At 46.8% G+C, this 19,861-nt stretch carries 22 protein-coding genes; 12 read left to right on the top strand and 10 right to left on the bottom strand.

Going from position 1 to position 19,861, the window contains the following annotated elements; all coding sequences use genetic code 11:
- Positions 1–9: 9 nt before the first annotated feature.
- The 3 genes from J7623_RS21590 to J7623_RS21580 all read right to left on the bottom strand — a co-directional run bounded on the left by J7623_RS21590 (position 10) and on the right by J7623_RS21580 (position 3,779).
- Entirely contained in the window at positions 10–1,368 is a 1,359-nt protein-coding gene (locus J7623_RS21590; RefSeq protein ID WP_291924275.1) for a Gfo/Idh/MocA family oxidoreductase, read from the bottom strand.
- A gap of 119 nt (positions 1,369–1,487) precedes the next feature.
- Entirely contained in the window at positions 1,488–2,165 is a 678-nt protein-coding gene (locus tag J7623_RS21585; protein WP_291924273.1) for a type 1 glutamine amidotransferase domain-containing protein, read from the bottom strand.
- 81 nt (positions 2,166–2,246) lie between these two features.
- Complete coding sequence (locus J7623_RS21580; RefSeq protein WP_291924271.1) at positions 2,247–3,779, bottom strand: M60 family metallopeptidase; 1,533 nt, start codon at positions 3,777–3,779, stop codon at positions 2,247–2,249.
- 139 nt (positions 3,780–3,918) lie between these two features.
- Between J7623_RS21580 and J7623_RS21575 the strand changes: the two genes are divergently transcribed.
- From J7623_RS21575 to map, 6 genes are all read left to right on the top strand, one after another.
- A complete protein-coding gene (locus J7623_RS21575; protein WP_291924270.1) occupies positions 3,919–5,445 on the top strand; it encodes a cytochrome c in 1,527 nt (508 codons plus the stop codon).
- 274 nt (positions 5,446–5,719) lie between these two features.
- Entirely contained in the window at positions 5,720–6,583 is an 864-nt protein-coding gene (locus J7623_RS21570) for a TIGR02452 family protein (RefSeq protein WP_291924268.1), read from the top strand.
- Positions 6,573–7,118: an NADAR family protein gene (locus J7623_RS21565; protein ID WP_291924266.1), complete on the top strand. Its 546-nt coding sequence runs from the start codon at positions 6,573–6,575 to the stop codon at positions 7,116–7,118. Before J7623_RS21570 ends, J7623_RS21565 begins: the two co-directional genes overlap by 11 nt.
- 1 nt (position 7,119) lies before the next feature.
- Positions 7,120–7,368 (top strand): RNA 2'-phosphotransferase, encoded by a 249-nt coding sequence (locus J7623_RS21560; protein WP_291924265.1) that lies wholly within the window; start codon positions 7,120–7,122, stop codon positions 7,366–7,368.
- 2 nt (positions 7,369–7,370) lie between these two features.
- The gene (locus J7623_RS21555) at positions 7,371–7,649 is read left to right on the top strand and encodes an RNA 2'-phosphotransferase (protein ID WP_291924264.1); all 279 of its coding nucleotides are present in this window, start codon (positions 7,371–7,373) and stop codon (positions 7,647–7,649) included.
- Between the two features lie 132 nt (positions 7,650–7,781).
- A complete protein-coding gene (map, locus tag J7623_RS21550) occupies positions 7,782–8,546 on the top strand; it encodes a type I methionyl aminopeptidase (RefSeq protein WP_291924262.1) in 765 nt (254 codons plus the stop codon).
- Here map and J7623_RS21545 read toward each other — a convergent pair whose 3' ends face one another.
- Positions 8,547–9,578: a sialidase family protein gene (locus J7623_RS21545; protein WP_291924260.1), complete on the bottom strand. Its 1,032-nt coding sequence runs from the start codon at positions 9,576–9,578 to the stop codon at positions 8,547–8,549. It abuts the gene before it with no gap.
- A gap of 80 nt (positions 9,579–9,658) precedes the next feature.
- On the opposite strand from J7623_RS21545, the gene J7623_RS21540 reads away from it, so the two are divergent.
- Positions 9,659–10,840 (top strand): class I SAM-dependent RNA methyltransferase, encoded by a 1,182-nt coding sequence (locus J7623_RS21540; protein ID WP_291924259.1) that lies wholly within the window; start codon positions 9,659–9,661, stop codon positions 10,838–10,840.
- Between the two features lie 127 nt (positions 10,841–10,967).
- Here J7623_RS21540 and J7623_RS21535 read toward each other — a convergent pair whose 3' ends face one another.
- Positions 10,968–11,441, bottom strand: coding sequence for an Lrp/AsnC ligand binding domain-containing protein (locus J7623_RS21535; protein ID WP_291924258.1), 474 nt, complete (start codon positions 11,439–11,441; stop codon positions 10,968–10,970).
- A 209-nt stretch (positions 11,442–11,650) separates the two neighbouring features.
- Here J7623_RS21535 and J7623_RS21530 point away from each other — a divergent pair, with 209 nt between their 5' ends.
- Positions 11,651–12,532 carry an SAM-dependent methyltransferase gene (locus J7623_RS21530; protein ID WP_291924256.1) on the top strand — a complete coding sequence of 294 codons (882 nt, stop codon included), beginning with the start codon at positions 11,651–11,653 and terminating at the stop codon, positions 12,530–12,532.
- Here J7623_RS21530 and J7623_RS21525 read toward each other — a convergent pair.
- On the bottom strand, positions 12,519–12,848 hold the full coding sequence (locus J7623_RS21525; protein ID WP_291924254.1) for a hypothetical protein: 330 nt from the start codon (positions 12,846–12,848) through the stop codon (positions 12,519–12,521). The genes J7623_RS21530 and J7623_RS21525 overlap by 14 nt on opposite strands.
- Positions 12,849–13,104: 256 nt before the next feature.
- Here J7623_RS21525 and J7623_RS21520 point away from each other — a divergent pair, with 256 nt between their 5' ends.
- Positions 13,105–13,746, top strand: coding sequence for a hypothetical protein (locus J7623_RS21520; protein WP_291924252.1), 642 nt, complete (start codon positions 13,105–13,107; stop codon positions 13,744–13,746).
- Here J7623_RS21520 and J7623_RS21515 read toward each other — a convergent pair whose 3' ends face one another.
- Entirely contained in the window at positions 13,747–14,184 is a 438-nt protein-coding gene (locus tag J7623_RS21515; protein WP_291924250.1) for a nuclear transport factor 2 family protein, read from the bottom strand.
- A gap of 93 nt (positions 14,185–14,277) precedes the next feature.
- On the opposite strand from J7623_RS21515, the gene J7623_RS21510 reads away from it, so the two are divergent.
- The gene (locus J7623_RS21510) at positions 14,278–14,511 is read left to right on the top strand and encodes a DUF3820 family protein (protein WP_291924249.1); all 234 of its coding nucleotides are present in this window, start codon (positions 14,278–14,280) and stop codon (positions 14,509–14,511) included.
- A gap of 96 nt (positions 14,512–14,607) precedes the next feature.
- On the opposite strand, the gene J7623_RS21505 is transcribed toward J7623_RS21510, so the two are convergent.
- Positions 14,608–15,081, bottom strand: coding sequence for a polymer-forming cytoskeletal protein (locus tag J7623_RS21505; protein ID WP_291924248.1), 474 nt, complete (start codon positions 15,079–15,081; stop codon positions 14,608–14,610).
- A 9-nt stretch (positions 15,082–15,090) separates the two neighbouring features.
- Positions 15,091–16,182, bottom strand: coding sequence for a ParM/StbA family protein (locus J7623_RS21500; RefSeq protein ID WP_291924247.1), 1,092 nt, complete (start codon positions 16,180–16,182; stop codon positions 15,091–15,093).
- Between the two features lie 259 nt (positions 16,183–16,441).
- Here J7623_RS21500 and J7623_RS21495 point away from each other — a divergent pair, with 259 nt between their 5' ends.
- Positions 16,442–16,783: a hypothetical protein gene (locus J7623_RS21495; protein ID WP_291924244.1), complete on the top strand. Its 342-nt coding sequence runs from the start codon at positions 16,442–16,444 to the stop codon at positions 16,781–16,783.
- 71 nt (positions 16,784–16,854) lie between these two features.
- Positions 16,855–18,711, top strand: coding sequence for a M1 family metallopeptidase (locus J7623_RS21490; protein ID WP_291924242.1), 1,857 nt, complete (start codon positions 16,855–16,857; stop codon positions 18,709–18,711).
- A gap of 124 nt (positions 18,712–18,835) precedes the next feature.
- Here the strand turns inward: J7623_RS21490 and J7623_RS21485 are convergent, their stop codons facing one another.
- Positions 18,836–19,861 carry a DUF4249 family protein gene (locus J7623_RS21485; RefSeq protein ID WP_291924240.1) on the bottom strand — a complete coding sequence of 342 codons (1,026 nt, stop codon included), beginning with the start codon at positions 19,859–19,861 and terminating at the stop codon, positions 18,836–18,838.

Genomic DNA, 19,861 nt, shown 5'->3' with positions numbered 1-19,861 from the left:
AAGGGATGCTTATACCTGCGGATGTTCCCAGGGCCCGCGATAGGGGCGTTGTAACAATGCTGTGGCAGCAGGATCGCCGGTAATAATTCGTTTTTGCGGGTCATATACCACTGGCCGGCCGGTTTGCAGGGAGATATTGGCCAGGATGCAACTGGCAGTGGAGATATGACCTTCTTCAATATCAGCCACTGGCCGGCCACCATTTTTAATGGCGCCCAGGAAATTAAGCATATGCAGACGGGTAGCAGGTGCTGCATTCAGCTCAATAGCAGGTTCAGTAAGGTCTTCCGGATATTTTTCCTTCTCATAAACTACATCCCGGTGAACAGGGGGGCCATTCCCTTCCGGGATAAAGTCGTAAGACATGGTACTGGCCGCGAGCGTACCTTTCTCCCCATACAATTTAAATGCCCACGGATATTTGGGGTCGGCCGGCGTGCCCCAGGTGCGGTGTTGCCATATGCAGTTGAGGCCATCGTATTCAAAAATGGCGGACTGCGTATCAGTAATATTGGATTTGCCTTCTTTTTGTACGTAGATACCACCGGTAGAGCTGATGCGCTTAGGCCAGCCCAGTTGTAACATCCAGCGGACAGTGTCGAACATATGGATACACATATCGCCCATAATGCCATTACCATATTCCATGAAAGTGCGCCACCAGCGCACATGAGGCAATCCGTCAAAAGGACGGAGCGGAGCAGGGCCCGTCCACATTTCATAGTCGAAGTATTCCGGTACGGCCTGTATGGGTGGGTTACCGTTATTCCGCATATGGTAGTAACAACACATTTCTACATGCGATATCTTCCCCAGTAAGCCGGCATCTACAATGTTCTTTTTCGCTTCTATAAGATGAGGGGTACTTTTTCGTTGGGTACCTACCTGTACTACCCGGTTATATTTCCGGGCTGCGGCTACCATGGCTTCTCCCTCTATCACATCCACACTGATGGGCTTTTGTACATACACATGTGCACCCGACTGTAGTGCGGCAATGGTTTGCAGGGCATGCCAGTGATCCGGTGTGCCTACCAGTACAATATCCAGCTCATTCTCGGCTAATAATTTGCGATAGTCTGTGTATAGCTTCGGCGTGGCGCCGGATGCCTGTCGCTTGCGGACCATATCACCTGCCGCCTGCAACATTTGCTTGTCTACATCACATAAGGCCACCACCTGTACCGGTGCTACCTGGATAAGGCGAAATAAATCGCTTTTGCCGTACCAGCCGGTACCAATAAGGGCTACACGATAAGGCTTGTCCGGGTTAATAAAATCGAGTGCGCTGGCGCCTATAGCTGCTAATGCGAGGGAGGCCGTAGCCCCTTTCAGAAAGCGGCGGCGTGCAATGTTAAAATGCTCCATAATCGTGGAATGATTTACAGTAAGAACCAGGTGTCCTGTACCACAGGATTCAACAGGGAAGAAAGATAATCATTCCCGGGAAAAAATTATAGCAGGAAATAATATTGATAAGGCTTTTGCTACGCCAGTGTTTCCATTAATATCCTGGCTACTTCAGCCGATGATGCAGGGTTCTGTCCGGTGATCAGTAATCCGTCTTTCAACGCATAAGGGTGCCAGTCTTTTCCCTTGCTGTAGATACCGCCCAGCTTTTTCAATTCATCTTCTAACAGGAACGGCACTACGTTGGTCAATTGTACGGCTTCTTCTTCTGTATTGCTAAAGCCGGTGACTTCTTTTCCTTTTACTACCGGAACTCCATTGGCATCTTTCACCTTTACCAATGCAGCCGGTGCGTGGCATACAAATGCGATGGGCTTGTGCTGCTGGTAAAATGCTTCGATCAGGGCAATGGAACTGGGATCGCCGGCGAGGTCCCACAGCGGACCATGACCACCAGGATAAAACACAGCATCATAATCTGCGGCATCTACTTCGTTGAGCTTCACAGTATGCGCCAGTTTTTTTTGCAGTGCCTCATCCTGTTTAAAACGGGTGGTATCTGCCGTCTGGAATTCAGGTAGTTCGCTTTTAGGATCTATGGGCGGCTGACCACCTTTAGGAGAGGCAATGGTGATATCCGCACCGGCATCTGCCAGTACATAATAGGGCGCTGCAAATTCTTCTATCCAGAATCCTGTTTTGTGGCCGGTATTACCCAGTTCACTGTGCGATGTTAATACAATTAATACCTGCATAGCATGACATTTTTAGAAGGTGTACTATGTTAACAAAAAAATGGCCACCGATGTTTACCGATGGCCTTAGGTAGGATATAGCTAATATGAATGTCGTGGTGGAAAGTTGTAAGGCATCCAGCCAGGAAGGTGGCTTAGCTCCGTTTTCACGCCGCTGCTGATGGGGATACCCCAGGCTTCAAAGAAAGGGGCCATATTCCTGCCCGTAACTTCCGAAAATGTTTTGGCCCACAGGTCGCGTTTGTCTTCCTCTTTTTTGGCGTAGTTGCCATCCGGGTCTTTTCGTGCGAACGCCTGGTAGCGGCGGAAAAAGGTTTTGAACGCTTCCCAGCCAAAGGCTTCCTGTAACTGGCGGAACATGATCAATCCCAGGAAGGGCTCTTGCTGCCAGGCTTCATATTTGGCGCCATTTTTAAAGTACTGTTGCATCAGGAGGGTAGTATTTTCATTCGAGATACCCGGGTGAGCACCATCACGGCCGCCTACCAGCCTGTCAAACATATACAGCGAAAAGAAATTGCAGCTTACTTCGGTAGTGCCGCCAAATACCCAGTCGATGTTCTGCATATTATGCCCTATCTCATGGAAGAAGCCCCAGTTGGCGCCACCTTTACTCGGTACCAATAGCTGGCCCGGATTAATCATCACGTCAGCCGTGAGCTGACCAGTACTGGGAGAGTGGTGCGCCATAATAGGATAACCCGCATGTAATGCACCACCGGCAATGTGTTCATCTATCACCATTCGCTGCGGACGATAAGCCTGTTCCGGCAATTGCGCCAGCTCCATTTCTCCGCCTACAATCAGGTTCCATAAGTTCATGATGGAATCAGGATGTTGCACCTTTTGCAGCACACTATCCGGTAAACTCAGGATCATTTTATCCGACATCAGTTCTCCCCAGGGTGCTTTATTATTTTTTAACTGTTCCTGCCATTCAGCTTTAGTGGTTTTGCCCAGCACAAACAACGGTGATTCAATAGCGCCACTAATCTTGAAGTCAGCCTCCCAGGCGGTGTCCACCGGGTTAGCCGAAATATAAATCAGCCCGCCAAACCTGCTGGTTAATTTGATGGTGGCATTGTCCAGTGCAACCCGCTTTACCACGTAGGGCATGCGACGCCAGTCTTCTTCCCAGGCCATCCAGTAACCCAGGTAATCAGTATGACAGCCCACCTGTACTTCTATATGCCGGTGCTTCAATGCGGCCGGTAGCTCAATGGTAATTACTTGTCCGGCTGGCGCGTACAAACCTGTACTGTATAGATTCCAGGTGGTCAGGGCGCTGGAGAATTCCAACCGCGACAACGCCGGCATATAACTACCAGGTATTTTTTTATGTTGTAGATGAATAGTACGCGTAACAGGTGTAGCTCCGGCTTTTACCGGCCCGGGAAAATAAACAGATGATGGATGTGCCGGGACGTTTTTCCAGGTCGTTGCATTCATTTGCTGCGTACACCATTCTCTGACTTTAATTCTTAAAGCAGTATCCTTTACCGCCAACGTGGCACCCGGATGGATAACAATGTTTTCCGGGGTAACGGCCAACTGCCCATAGCTATTCATTGTAGCTGTCAGCAGTACAACAGGCAATAGTAAAGTAAACTTCATGCAATGGGTTTAGCTACTATTAAGTTAACACTAACCCTGCAGGTTATACGTTTTTTTTTAATCAAGATAAAAAAGTGCAGAATGCCCAAAAGTAAACCGGCAGAGGGGACGTATCTTTATATCCTGAATATCTCTATCTATGACCAAGTACCTGCTGTATTGCCTCTTGTTACTGGGTTGCATGGCCTGTAATAACCGTAGCGAAGTACCATCCTCCCATACACATTTATTACCCTCCCAGTTTTTCAATATTGATACCAGGACCGATACAGTGCTAAAAACCACTAAGGGAGCCAGTATCTATATCAAAGCGGGTGCAATCAATACTACAACCGGGCATACCGTAGCACTGGAAGTAAAAGAAGCCTATACCATTGCTGACATAGTGAGGGCTGGACTATATACCCGGAGTAACGGGCAACCACTCAGTAGCGGTGGTATGATTTATATAGCGCCGATCAACAAATTGGATGCCGCCGTTGTGAAGCCAATAGGGGTTAAATTGCCTGCGCCTTTTATTACCAAGGGTATGCAGCTCTTTAAGGGGGAATATACAAAGGATAGCAGCATCAACTGGACAGATCCGCAGGACCTGGTACCGGATGAGGAAACAGCTCTTTTAAGTGCAGGACAAACGATATTCCAGCAAAATTGCAGTCCTTGTCATGCTATTGATAAAAGGCTCACCGGTCCTGCATTGCTTCACACAACTGCCCGTCATTCCTTTCAATGGCTGGAAGATTATATTGTCAATAATGCGGCGGTGATGGCCAGGGGGGATTGTTATGCCAATCAATTGTTTGAAGAATACAATAAAGTCGCTATGACTTTATATCCGGGCCTGAAGGGCGCACCTATGCATGAACTGCTGGCATATATCGAAAATGAAAGCAAGCGGATAGACCTCGCGGGCTATGAGCGCGCAGGACATGCAGTAGACAGTTGCGCTGCTTACCTGCGTGTTTTAAAAAAACTACAACACCAAAAAGATTCTTTGTTGCTGGATAATGGCAAGTCGGTGACGGTACAGAACAGGGACACGCTTCCCCTTGAAAATGGTCCTGGCTTCAAGGTACGGCCAGCAGAAAGTGTTACCTACAATAGCTATTATAATTTTGAGATAAATACTTTTGGATGGTTTAATATAGACCTGCTGCTGGATGGTAAACCTGAATACGTGAAAAGTATGCTGACAGTGCGTATAACAGGAACTATCACTGAAAACACAAAAGTATTTATGGTCATTCCACAGGATAAAGTTTATTTGTTTGGGGTGTTACATGAAGCCAACAACAATGAATACTACTTTTTAACACCTGATGGCCAGATCCCTTTGCCACAGCGGCGGAAAGCTTATGTTATTGCTGCGGATGAATCTGAAGATGCGCTGCTTTTTGGAACCACTGTTTTCGAAACCAGCCTGAGTCAACAGGTGAATGTTACACTGGCACCATCCGATAAAGATGCCTTTAATCGTTTCACACAACAACTGGAAGGCACGGGCTTTTCCCTGAAAGCAGTAGATACTAAAAATGCGAAAGATATTCGTGGCCTGGATTCGTTGCTCAACGCCGCGGCAGCCCTGAAGCCGGTAGGGGTAGATTGTGGTTGTGGCGGCGATACTGCACGCTGGCCGGACACCCCAGCACCAGCACCAGGTAAGTAGTATTGATATAACATGATGCAGACCACGGCGTTTTCTTCACGGAAAACGCCGTTTGTATTTTATACCTTTTTCTTCGCCAACGCCATCTGCCACCCACTCGCCGCTCAATTTTCCTGACCGCTTTGCTCATCTTCCGAAAAAAAATATGGTGGATAAATAAATATTTCTTTACTTTGCGTCAGATTGACGTAAACAAATTTTTTGACCCTTCAGTTATTATGGAATCGTTAACCCCAATTTAATATCCCGTAATCCTGATAACAACTAAAACGATATGAAAAAAAGCCACAGAGCGGTGATCGCATACGAGACCCTGGATATAATAGAAGCGGGCTGCTATCAAAACCAACAACAAATATCTGTAGACATCAGCGCTGCATTGCGATATACCGTTGCCAATACCGTTCACTACCGCCTCGCGGATTTTGATAAAGTACTTACACAGAGAGATCAGTTGCTGCAATCAGCGCCGGTTCAACCCATTGATATCACGGTTACCAATGAAACCACCTTTGCCGCAGCACGCAGGTTGATCGTAGAAGAAGGCCGTACCAATGTTTGCTGCCTCAACTTTGCTTCTGCTAAAAATCCGGGAGGTGGATTCCTCGGAGGTGCACAGGCGCAGGAAGAAGCATTGGCCAGGGCCAGTGGATTGTATGCTTCGCTGATTTCCAAACGGGCCATGTACGATATTAACCGTGCCAACAATACCTGTTTGTATACTGATAACATGATTTATTCCCCACTGGTACCTGTGTTCAGAGACGACCGGGATATAGTGCTGGATGAACCTTACCTGGTGTCTATCATTACTGCGCCAGCCGCCAACGCAGGAGCGGTAAAGAACAACGAACGGCACCGCCTACACGAAATAGAAAGCGTGATGCTGGCCAGGATTGAAAAGGTATTATCGGTGGCAGTAGCGAACAAGCAAACCACCATCATCCTCGGAGCCTGGGGCTGTGGCGTGTTTCGCAACAATCCGGCAGAAATAGCCAACTGGTTCGCACAGCATATCCTGGAAAATGACGCGTTTAAAAATGCGTTTGAAAAAGTGGTTTTTGCCGTGTATGATACATCAGAACACCGCCATAACCTCAATGCTTTCATCAATAAATTTACACCGCATGCCGTATAATAACCAATGGCTCATCGCAAAGTATGAAGCTAAAGAGAAGATAAAATTCCTGTTTTTCTGGGGCCACCGCGCAGCTGCCGACGGTAGTGTAACCCAGAGCTGCTTTAGTCAGTGGTGGCCGGCGGCATTTAAAGTAGATCAGCATACTTACGCAACAGCAGAACACTGGATGATGGCGGGGAAAGCGAAACTGTTCGGAGACCAGGCCACCTTCGAAAAAATATTACAGGCAGGATCTCCCGCACAGGCGAAAAAGCTGGGCCGGCAGGTGAAAAATTTTGACGCCGCCGCCTGGGACGCCCATAAATTTGACCTGGTGGTTGCCGGGAATTATCATAAGTTCTCGCAACACCCGGCACTGAAAACTTTTTTATTAAACACAAGCGATCGTGTACTCGTAGAAGCCAGCCCATTGGACCGCATCTGGGGCATTGGTATGGCTGCTACAAATGAACACGCAGCAAACCCTTTGCAGTGGAGAGGACATAACCTGTTAGGCTATGCGCTCATGACTGCAAGGGATCAATTGAAATAACATGAACCTAAAATCAATCAGTAAATTCCTGAGCCTGGTGCTCCGGCATAGTCCTGAAACAATAGAACTGACACTCGACGACCATGGCTGGGCAGATGTAGCCACCCTGCTGCAACAATGCAAAATTCATGGCCGTCCTTTCACCTTTGCAGAACTGGAAATAGTGGTGGCGGAAAATGATAAGCAGCGCTTTGCTTCAATGAAAATAAAACCCGCATCCGTGCTAACCAGGGACATTCCATCGAAGTAGCGTTGGACCTCCCGCAGGCCACGCCGCCGGAATTTCTTTATCATGGCACGGTACATAAATTCATGAAAGACATCCGGACAAACGGGTTGCAAAGAATGAACCGTCATCATGTACATCTCTCCGAAAACCTGGGTACCGCCGAAAATGTAGGTAACAGGAGAGGGGTGGCTAAAATACTAACCATCCATAGCGGACAAATGCACCGGGATGGGATTCCCTTCTACCTGTCGGCCAACGGCGTTTGGTTGACAGATGAAGTGCCGCCGAAATATATCCAGTAAGCTTTTAGCCATTAGGTGTTAGCTTTTAGTGAAATGCAGTGAAAAATCTCATATGTTAATCTTCGCTGCATTTCACTAAAAGCTAACACCTAATGGCTAACTGCTATTTTCGTACATTTAACAAAAAAAGATATGTCAATAACTACAGAAGCTGAATTGAGTGGCATGAAAAGAGTGAGCGATGCGGTAGCCATCACGCTGAAGGAAATGAGACATTATGCCCGCCCGGGTATGACGGCCCGGGAAGTGGATGAATATGGCGGAGAAATATTGAAAAAGCTCGGTGCTAAATCAGCTCCCCGCCTGACTTATGGCTTTCCCGGATGGACCTGTATCAGCATCAATAATGAAATTGCGCATGGTATTCCTTCAGAAAAAAAAGTATTACAGGAAGGCGACCTGGTGAACATCGATGTATCTGCAGAACTGGAGGGATACTGGTCTGATAACGGCGGATCTTTTGTATTGGGAGAAGATATTCATCAACATCAGGCCCTGGTAGATGCTTCCAAAGCGATTTTACACAAAGCCATTCATCATATTAAAACCGGTACCCGTGTAGCCGACGTAGGTAAACTGATTGAAACGGAAGCCCGGAAATCAGGATATACCGTCATCCGTAATCTCGCCGGACATGGCGTTGGCAGAAGCCTGCACGAGGCCCCGGACGATATCCTCAATTGCTATGTGCGCTTTAACAGAACCCGCTTCAAAAAAAACGCGGTAGTGGCTATAGAAACCTTTATTTCTACCAGCTCCTCTTTCGCCAATCAAAGCAATGACGGCTGGACACTGATAGGAAATAAAGGCGGCTTTGTAGCCCAGCACGAACATACTATTGTAGTTACCGACCAGGACCCCGTGATATTAACGGCTGCCAATGAAATATGGAACTGATTATTTCAGTTGCAAGGTAACGGCCCGGATATTCTTCCGGTCATCGGTATACGTAATATGCACCAAATCATCTGCGGTGGCGATTATAGCAGGATAGCTGTATTCGCCGCCTTTATGTTTTTCCAGCACATACACATCTTTCCATAAAAGACCATCTGTTGAAACAGCCACCCGTAGCTCATTGCGCCCATTAGACCAGTCCTTACCACTGATAGCCGGGTTGTACACCAGCACCTGTAAGCCGTCAGGCCGGGTCACCGCATCAATACCAGAATTAGGATTCAGTAAAGATAAGCCGGTCACGGTACTCCAGCTGGCGCCGTTGTTATCCGACCAGCTATTGGCAATTACGTTCTGGCGACTGCGGAACAACGCCTGCAAACGTCCATCTGCATGATGAATAACAGTGGGCTGAATCACCCCAAAAGTATCGCTGGGAACAGGAACTGTTTTCCATTGATGCCCGGTGCTATCGCTGATCTCCATATGCGATGCCCAGATATTACCTTTCACACTTTCAGTACTGGAAGGGTGTAACAAGCGCCCATCCGCCAACTGTATACATTTGTTTTTAATAGGCCCCAGTATACCGTCTGGTAGTTTTTCGGGAGATGACCAGCTTTTGCCATTGTCGCTGCTGTAGCGGGCCATGCCCCACCACTCCCGTGGATTAGGTCCTACTTTATAAAACAGGCAAAGCAAGCCAGCCCTGGTACAGAATAATACCGGGTTCCAACAGGGATACCGGAGTTGATCGTTGATAATACCATCCGCCATTTGCACCGGTGGCTGCCACTGCTGGTTTTCATAAACGGAGCTCCAGATCACCACGTCTTTATTACCTTCTTGCTTGCCGCCAAACCAGGCGCTCATTAACCGGCCATCCGGCAGGGCAACGATGGTAGAAGCATGACTGGACGGTGTTACCGGCTTCGGCATAATCAGTTGATTGCGGATCAGCGTGGCCTTTACCTGGGCCTGGAGCGGTATGTACAATACCATCATCCAAAGCAGAGAAATATAATGTCGCATACGAGTATGGGATGTAAGTGTGCCCGGTAAAATAAGGAATACAAGGCGATTATCATAAAGAATGGTAAATTTGCCGCCTTATGTCATTATATACAACAAAGGGAATCGTTACAATCACCTGTAACAAACGCTTGACACCCTTCCTGGAACAGGAAGTGAAAGACCTGGGATTTGCTGTGGAAGAAACATTCGTTACCGGCGTACGGTTGAATGCCTCTCTCAATGAATGTATCCGCCTTAATCTGAACCTGCGCTGCGCCAGCCAGGTACTCTATAGCCTGAAACAATTTGAGGCGCTGGATGGCGATGAAATATACAGCCAGTTGCATACTTATCCATGGGAAACCATCCTGCCGGATGATGGTTACTTCTCCATTACCAGCAACGTGCAGAATGAATCGATCAACAACAGCATGTTTGCCAACCTGCGTGTGAAAGATGCCATAGTAGACCGTATGCGGGCTAAAACCGGCAAACGTCCTTCCACGGGCGCGGAGCTGACCGGCGCTGTTATTCACCTGTTCTGGAAAAATGAAAAGGCAGAAATATTCATAGATACCTCCGGCGATTCACTGGCCCGCCACGGCTATCGTAAAATACCCGGCCGTGCACCGATGTTGGAAGCACTGGCTGCCTCCACTATCCTGGCTACCAAATGGGACCGCAAAAGCCCGTTCATCAACCCGATGTGCGGCTCCGGCACCGTGGCTATAGAAGCCGCGCTGATAGCCACTAACAGCCGCCCGGGATTGTTCCGCGATAATTACGCCTTCATGCACCTGCAGGGTTTTATGGAAGATGTATACCTCAAAGAAAGAGGCCTGTTGGAAAAACAGATCACGGAGGTACCCGGTTTGCGCATTATCGCCACAGATCTCAGTGACATGGCCATCGTTAACGCCCGCAAAAACGCAAAAGCCGCCGGCGTAGAAGATATGATTGAATTCCGTGTATGCGATTTTGCCAGCACAGAAGTGCCGGAAGGCGCTGCTGGCGTGGTATATATGAATCCTGAATACGGGCTGCGCTTAGGTGAAATCGAAGCACTGGAAGAAACCTACGGTCGCATTGGTGATTTCATGAAACAAAAATGCGGTGGCTATCATGGCTACGTATTTACCGGTAACCTGGAACTGGCCAAGAAAATCGGGCTGAAAGCCAAACGCAGAATAGAATTTTACAACAGTACCATCGACTGTCGCCTCCTTGAATACGAACTGTACGCCGGCACCCGCGATGCGCGGAAGCTGGCGCAGGAATAGCTGTTAGCTTTTAGCCATTAGCTTTTAGCAAAAATGCAGCGGAGATATAAGCAAAGTAAAATAATATTTACGCTTATATCTCCGCTGCATTTTTGCTAAAAGCTAATGGCTAAAAGCTGACAGCTAATTATATTACTTCACTTACATTAATCGGCCGTGAGAAACTTTCTTCCAGCGATATAATGGTTTCTGTCCGCTCTATACCTTTGATATGCTGTAGGTCGTCCTGTAAAATTTTCCGCAATTCTCCACTGTCTCTGCAAATAATTTCTGCAAACATGCTATAAGAACCGGTAGTATAGTTTAACCGCACAATCTGCGGAATTTTTAATAATTGCCTGGCTACACTTTCATACAGGGAACTCTTCTCCAGGTAAATACCAATAAAGGCCAGCACATCATAACCAATAGCACGCAGGTTTACCTGTAAACGGGTACCCTTGATCACGCCCATCTCATGCAGCTTCTTAATACGCACATGAATAGTACCGCCGGAAACAAATAGCTTCTTTCCTAATTCGGCATAAGAGATCCCGGCATCGGTTGACATCTCGGAGATGATCTGTAGGTCTAATTTGTCAATATTTAATGGGTGGCTCATTTTTGCTATGCGATTTAGATTTTTTTCTAAAATTATGTAATTTTTTGAAATTATTGCAAAATAGATCCGGAAGAGCCTTTTCTTTTCCTCGTATAAAGCTAAAGCGCCCGTCTGTAAACGCATATCACTTCACCCAACATCCACAGGAGTCCCTGTTTTTTATTTAAATTTATTTTTCGAAACGGATCGTCCCAAATAAAACATCCTCCATGAAAGCTAACCTGACGAGTAGAACAGCCCAATACATGGCCCTTTTCAGAGCATTGGAAACTACCCGCCCAAAAAACGAACGACTCTTCACCGACCGCTTTGCCACCTGGTTTCTCGACAACGGATTGAAAACCGGCGTGTGGTTATGCCGCATTCCAGGCTGGAGAGCCATCGCCGAAAGCATTATCCGGAAAAAAATACCAGGAGCATTGTCCTCCGGTATCGCCCGTACGAAATATATTGACGATCTTTTGCAAGAGGCTGTCGCCGGCGGTGCACAACAGGTATTTATCCTCGGCGCCGGCTTTGATACGCGTGGTCTGCGTTTAGCCTTCCTGGAAGATATAAAAGTGGTAGAAATAGATCATCCCAACACAGCGGCATATAAACTGGCCAAACTACGGGCACATAAAGTGACGACCCGTGTACACTATTACCAGATCGACTTCAACAAACAAAGCCTGGATCAACTGAGTGCCCTTCATCACTTTGACTTTACCCTGCCAACCGCCATTATCTGGGAAGGGGTTACCAACTACCTGGACAAGGAAGCGATAGACAATACTTTCTCCTTTTTAAAGCGCTTTGCGCCTGGTTCTACCGTGATCTTTACTTATGTGCATCAACAGGTGCTGGATGAACCAGCGGCCTTTTATGGAGGAGAGAAATTATTGAAGGATGTGGCCTCGTTGGAGGAGCGATGGACATTTGGTTTTGATCCCGCTGCATTACCTGAATGGTTGCGGGCCTTTGATTTTGTATTAACCGAAGACCTGGGAGCGGAAGACTACCGGCAACGTTACCTGCCGCAACGGGCTGAGAAGGGATATGAATTTTATAGGGTGGCCTGTGCCCGTCGTATGAGTACTAACGGCGAATAGCCAATAGTGCGGTTTGTTGCCAGGCTTTTTCCGTACTCCAGCCATACAATTCACGCCAGGTATGCCATTCTTCCACAAGAGAAAAACCGGTAAGGAAGGTGGTTACGCTCAACCATATACGACTGTGCAATAATATAGCAGGTAATGGCAGAAAGAAAAACAGTAAAGAAAGCAGCATATCGCCCATGCGTTCCCGTATGGCCACGTGGTTGCCATTGTTGAAAGGAAATAAAGTGGTATGACTGGTTGCCTGATGATAGATCAGGTGTAATATGGTCAGATAAATGGATAGCAGTGATAGTGTTGTTGTGAGCATCTGTACGCTGTTTGATACAAATGTAGCAGCGCTCTCAGGCCGTATGAAGAGGAGAGAGGCGGGCTGCCATGCTTTTCCGGTAAACACCCGGTAATAGTCGGTAAAGCAAAAAGCATAAAGCCGAAAGCAAAAAGCGATTGTAGCGTATTAATATTCGCTACAATCGCTTTTTGCTTTCGGCTTTATGCTTTCGGCTTAACGAACCTTTTATAAGCTTCGCGTGTTTTCCTGGTGGTGTAAGCAAAAAATAACTATTATGAAAGCAATCATCAACGCAGCGCTGATAGGCGCTTTATGCCTACTGGGTGCATGTGGTACCACCGTGAATATGACCGGTACCTGGAAAGCGCCGGAGGCTCCGGCAGACGGATTTCATAACATGTTGGTAGTGGCTGTAACGTCAAAGCTGGATGTGCAGCAAATGGTAGAAGGCAGGATGGTAGATGCCCTGAAAAGACATGGTGTGGTAGCCGCCAGCGGCCTGGGTTATTTCCCGCCGAAATTCGATCCCCGCAATGAAGCAGATAAAGCCGCTACCGCTGATAAGATGAGAGCCGCCGGATATACCTCCGTCTTAACGGTGTCATTGGTAAACAAAGAATCAGAGTCCAGGTATGTGCCAGGCAGCGTGTATGCGCCTTATCCGGCTTTCGGCTGGTATGGCCGCTTCTGGGGATACTATGGTTATATGTACAACTCCGTATATTCCCCTGGGTATTATACCACTGATAAAACCTATTTCTTGGAAAGTAATTTATATGATCTTTCACAGGATGGTAAACTGGTGTGGTCCGGACAATCAGAAACATATAATCCGAATAGCCTGGAGTCTTTCGCCAAAGCCTTTGCTGCAAAGGTTTCTACGGCACTCGATAACGCAGGATTGCTGAAAAGATAATCAGTGGCTGTTATCGTAGTAGGTATTGTCTCTTGTTATCTTACCGTCTTCCACTGTAAATACTGTGCAGATAGGGAGTTGCCATTTTTTGCCATCAGGCCCCGTGCCCGTCGATAAAAATTCAACAGTGATATGATTTTTATCGCCGTATATCGCCTGCACTTCATCATGTACATCCGGAAATATTTGCTGCAATTCGCGGTACTTCTGGATGGTTTGCGCATGGGTACGTTGCACCGGTTGCAGTCCGAGGGAAGGATCCAGGAAAGTGGCTGTATCTTTATAACAGGCGGCCATCCGGGACCAGTCGTGGTCGTTAAATGCTTCAAAGAGTTCCTTTACTACTACCGTATTGGCATTGGCAAGACTGATTTTGCCGCCGGGCTGCACACAGCTGGCAAAGGAGATAGCCAGTAGAGGGAACAGGTAATTTTTCATCCGGGATCTTTTTTTGTGCAGGTACAAAATACGAAGAAGCGTGCGAAAACCGATTTATAATTTAAATTCGTGCTTCAACTTAAATCAGCATTTATGGAGATGACACAGCCTGATCCGGCGTTATTGCAACAGTTGGTAGTGATGAAAATGCCTTTTGGAAAGTATAAAGATGTAGTGCTTTGCGACCTGCCGGTGAGTTACCTGGAATGGTTTCAGCGTAAAGGATTCCCACAGGGGAAGTTAGGCATGCTCCTGGAAACAATGCTGGTAATTAAAATGAATGGGTTATCTCAGTTACTCGATCCCCTGAAAAAGCCGCGGTATTAAACGGCGTTTTAAAGGGGGATAAACTAAATGATGAAGGGCTGTTTCTTTGATAGAAACAGCCCTTCTGATAAGATATCTGTTGGCAAGGCAGGGAGATCAGAACCAACTGGTGTTTTGTTCTTCTTCCTCCGGAGGTGCCGCTAATGCGGCAGGTGCAGCCGTTTTTACTTCTTCTGTATCGCCGGCAATGTGATGCGGTTCGTTTTTTGGTACAGGTGGTACATTTTTACGGATCGCGCCTTCTACTACCGCTCCTTCTTCAATCTCAAGTACCATCGCGTTCACGTCGCCTTTCACCAGCGCTTTGTTGCTGATATGGGCTTTGTTACTGATGTAAACATCGCCATACACTTTTCCGTGTACTACCAGGTCTGTAGCATAAATATGGCCACGTATACTTGCCGTTTCACTCACTACCAGCTTGCCGCTGGTTTTTACATCGCCCCGCACATGACCATCAATCCGTCCGGAAACAGAGGCGTCAATACTGCCATTTACGGATACGGTTTTAGGGATACGGAAAGCTCCGGGTACAATTATATTTCGGAAAAAATGTCTGACGTTGATCACGCGTTAGAGTTAGAGGGTGACAGGATTCGGGTTTATATTCGGATTAGGTGTGATAGTTGGGGCGTGTTGTACCTGATCATCAAAGGTAGAAATGATAGAGCTGGAGTTGCCCAGGTCTAATCCTACACTCCGTTGCGGCTTATTATCGGAAATCCTCAGTGAGTTGTAGAGATAGCCGATACTCATCAGTTTTTCCGGCTCGGGAGCTACCTCCACCGGGATGAAATCGCGGAACTCTTCTACAAATGCATCTGTCAGTTCACGATAGTGAGCGCCACCACCCATCAGGTAAATTTTTTCGCAGGTTTCAAAATCCAGGTCGGTGAAATAACTACGCATCAGCGGGGATACCACCTCTTTATAATATTGCGTCAGCACACCTTTACGCATGTCACGCAGATCAATGCGCTTGCGGTTGGTAAAGATGGAGCCTTTCATAAAGGCATCATCTACCTGGTGCTCGTTTTTCATTTCCAGGTAATGTTTCTGGTTCAACTCACGGGTAAGGTTGTTAATAGCATAACGAATACCATGCGAACTGAAACAGGTACGGTGAATCAAACCATCGCCGGTAGCCATGCCACCTTCAATGGTACCAAAGCCAAAGCTGATAGCGATGAAGTTATCCAGCTGAGGCTCATTAATGGTTTTCTTTAATCCAATAATACCACCCACAATTTCAGGGATCACTTCATACTTTTCAATATCAAACATGGCTTTTTTGAAAGAGCCTTTGGTATTGTATGTTTGTGTATCGTAGTCAATCAGGAAATGTCTTTTACTCAGGAACTGCTCGGCAGCCGTTTTGTAAATGTTGTAGGTAGAGAAAGGGAAGCCAACAGTTAATGCAATAGGTTGCTGTACTTTATCAATAGTATTCAACAAAGCCGCTTTGAATAATATTTCATAGTCCTCTTCCGACGGAGCCGCATTGGTGACCCTGCCCGGATTGATACCACCTCTTTTGGCCAGGTTGCCCACCAGGTACCAGGTATCGTCTTTTTTAATTTTTAATCCATTGAGAAGGTCCTTACTTGAGTTTTCTGTGTTTCCGAATGCGGTCTCAAAAACGCTTGGGAAGCTGGTTGTTGATACTTTCATAGTACTTTGTTGTTAGCCGTGACTCTCCTGCGGGAGGGTTTTCATCGGGATTGAAATAGCGGTTAAAGATAAAAAATAGTTAGAACAAGGGCATGACCACCTAACGAATTTAGGTTAAAAATAATACAGGGGCCTTGAATTTCAAAATAGAACGGCAGACATCTGCCTTCATCGGATATTCATCATAATAAAACCTCTTCCGCTACGTTATATCGGTGTCCCCTTTCCCTTGCCTATACTCACGCTCATACTTATTTGCATGAAGTACCTGGTACCGGCAGCCTGTGTTGTACTCCTGGCTTGTCATTCTTCCCAAAAGGTTTATACTGCCCCCGCTATAGGAGCAGAGGCACAATTTGACCGGGGACTACGGCCGGAGAAACATCCCAAATATCTCTTTGATAAAAAAACAATGAAAGATATGCAGCAACGGGGCAGCGTATCTGGCTATACCGCTAAACGACGTCATACCGGGCCCACTATTCCTATGCCTGGTAAAGACAGTCACGGCAACGACAGCACCGCCGTTCCGGCCGACAGCGGGCACGTGGTAACCGACTCCCTGAAAGTTCCGGCTGATACCACCCGGCAGCTCTTCTAGCCAACGCTCATATCTGTCGCGCACTTTCATACTTATTCCCTACATTTGAAGAGATTGCTTTTATTGAGTTTATGAGAAAATATTGTATTTTTTTGTTGCTGCTAATGGCGCAACAAACCTTCGCGCAAACCCCATTATATATGCCGCTGAGCACCAGGAAAGCATATGACCAGCAAACCAGATCGTATAGTGGTGCCCCTGGAAGCAAGTACTGGCAGAATAAAGCTGCCTACGATATCCGCGTCTCCTTCGACCCCACAAACAACCTGGTATCAGGCACCGAACAAATCAGTTATACCAACAATAGTCCCGATACGCTGAACATGGTTAACATAAAGCTGTTTTCCAACCTCTTTCAAAAGGGTGCTGTCAGAAGTATGGGCGTTGCCCCGGATGACCTCACCGATGGTGTCGTTATCAAAAATATGAAGGTGAATGGCACAGATAAACCTATGCCCGGTGTTCCCCGCGGTACCAATATGCCAATGAGCATCCCCGCCTTGTATCCCGGACAAACCGCCCGTTTCGACCTGGACTTTTCCTATACACTCAGTGAAAACACCCATATCAGAACAGGAGCGGTAGACAGCGGCGCTTATTTCATCGCCTACTTTTTCCCACGCATCGCGGTATATGATGATGTTAACGGTTGGGATATGATTCCTTATATCGGTACCCAGGAGTTTTATAACGATTTCAGCGATTTTCGTGTAGCCATCACCGTACCAGGCAATTACCAGGTGTGGGCTACCGGGGATCTTAAAAATACCAGCGAAGTATATAACGATAAATATGTACAACGCATTGCTACCGCTGAAAAAAGCAACGACATCATAGCGGTGATAGATAGCAATGATATCCGCGAGGGTAACATCTCCCGGAATAAAAACAGCCAGACCTGGCGCTATGAAGCTGCCAATGTCACTGACTTCGCCTTTGCTGTGAGCAATCACTACCTGTGGAACGCCACCAGCGTGGAAGTTGATGCCTCCACGAAAAGACGTACCCGCGTAGACGTTGCTTTTAATGCGGCCCACGCCGATTTCTTTGATGTGATACATTATGCCCGCGTTACGGTAGATAAAATAAGCCACTACTTCCCTAAATGGCCCTATCCGTATAACCATGAAACGGTGTTCGATGGCCTCGACCAGATGGAATATCCCATGATGGTGAACGATAATCCACTGGCTGATAAAGCCCAGGCTATTGAGCTCACTGACCATGAAATATTTCATACCATCTTCCCCTTTTATATGGGTACCAACGAAACACTATACGCCTGGATGGACGAAGGGTGGGCCACTATTGGAGAATGGATTATTTCGCCGTGTATAGACAGCACTATTGTAGATGACTATGGCATGGCCCCCTACAACTTTATCGCCGGTAAGGCCGCTGATCTGCCAATCATGACACCTTCCAATCAAACTACGGAAGCCTACGTCACAAATTCTTATCCTAAACCCGCTTTGGGGTACCTGTATGTAAAAGATATGCTGGGAGATAGTCTTTTTCTCAAAGCCCTGCATCACTATATCGCCCAGTGGCATGGAAAGCATCCGCAGCCTTACGACTTCTTCTATTGCATGAATACCGGTGCAGGCAGAAATATGGACTGGTTCTGGAAAAGCTGGTTCTTCGATAATGGCTATCCTGATCTGGGCATCAGCAAAGTAACGCAGAAGGGAAAACAGGCACTCATAGAAATTCGTTCTATAGGTAACAAACCCGTGCCTATTGATGTTACTGTTGTCTTCAACGACAATACCACCACTAAAATCCACCGGAGCATAGCGGCCTGGGAGAAAGGAAATAAAACAGTATCACTCGCATTTTCATCTCCCCAAAAAATAAAAAAAGTAATACTGGGTAGTACCTGGGTAGCGGATATTAATAAAAGAGACAATGTTTATGAAGTGAAATAATATAAGCAGAAAGCATAAAGCAAAAAGCATAAAGCTATTGAGCGAATGATCAAAGCGAATACTTATACGCTCCAATCATTCGCTCAAATAGCTTTATGCTTTATGCTTTCTGCTTTCTGCTTATTTATAACTTATCATAGTAAAGATAATACACCTTCTGGTAACTGCCACCTACTACACCCAATCCTCCCTGGGTATTGCTTCGCAATTGTATGGCCTGTATAAGGCTGTTAAGCCCTGGGTTACGCTTCACTTTTTCGTAGGTAAGCAGGAAATCATAATACTCTCTTGAAACGGATTTTACATATACCAGCACTCTTCCCACAGGAGCAATGGCTTCAGCCGGGTTGGTACTAAGGGCGGTAGCATTGATATAGAAATAGGTGGTGAGTGGTTTACCGGTTTGCGTAAAAAGGATACTGTTATAGTTCTCATTGAGTCCACCTACCTGGTTATTATCCGCATTCTCATCCTGTGTATAGCAAGGGATACGGAGGTAGTCGTTCATATAGAAACTGTCTTTCTTTATCGCAGCGCCGGGGAGGTTTTTGGCCAACTCATAGAGGTCGGGCTGTTCGCTTTTGCGATACCTTACGCCCTGGTAGGTAAACGAGGTATCTACGTCAACCGTTTGCTTCAAGGCTTCCATCACCAAATACTGTTTTACTCCCGGCAACGGATATACGGTAAAGTGAAAGCGTAATACCGGGCGGCCATTCAACAGCGACCGGAGAGTATCCAGCAGCTCCACCCGGAAGGGAGGCGGAATTGTAGCCATGGCAGTAATAGGTTTCAGTGTAGGGATATCTACCTGCAGTTTATAATTTTTACCCGCATCCAGCTTGGTTTTACCGGTATAAAGCCCCATCACATTGGAGGTATCCTTTACATATGACAGTATTTCCAGTTGTTGTCCGTTCTTGTCCAGGAGCTGCACTTTGGCATTTTCTACCAACTGAAAGCTGTTGTCGAGAAATGGTCCCGATACCGGTTTACTTTTGCCCACACGCACTTCCGGGGTACCATTGGCAACCAGTTCAGCGTAAACAACACCACGGGGAGCAGCTTTGACATGCGGCAATGGAAGTTCCTGCTCGCATCCCGGAAGTATCATACTCACCAACAACAATAATGGCAACAGGTACTTCAT

It is taken from the genome of Chitinophaga sp. (assembly GCF_017745275.1).
Lineage (GTDB): Bacteria > Bacteroidota > Bacteroidia > Chitinophagales > Chitinophagaceae > Chitinophaga.
The sequence above is the reverse complement of the archived record's forward strand: the minus strand, read 5'-3'. Positions and strand labels throughout refer to the sequence as shown.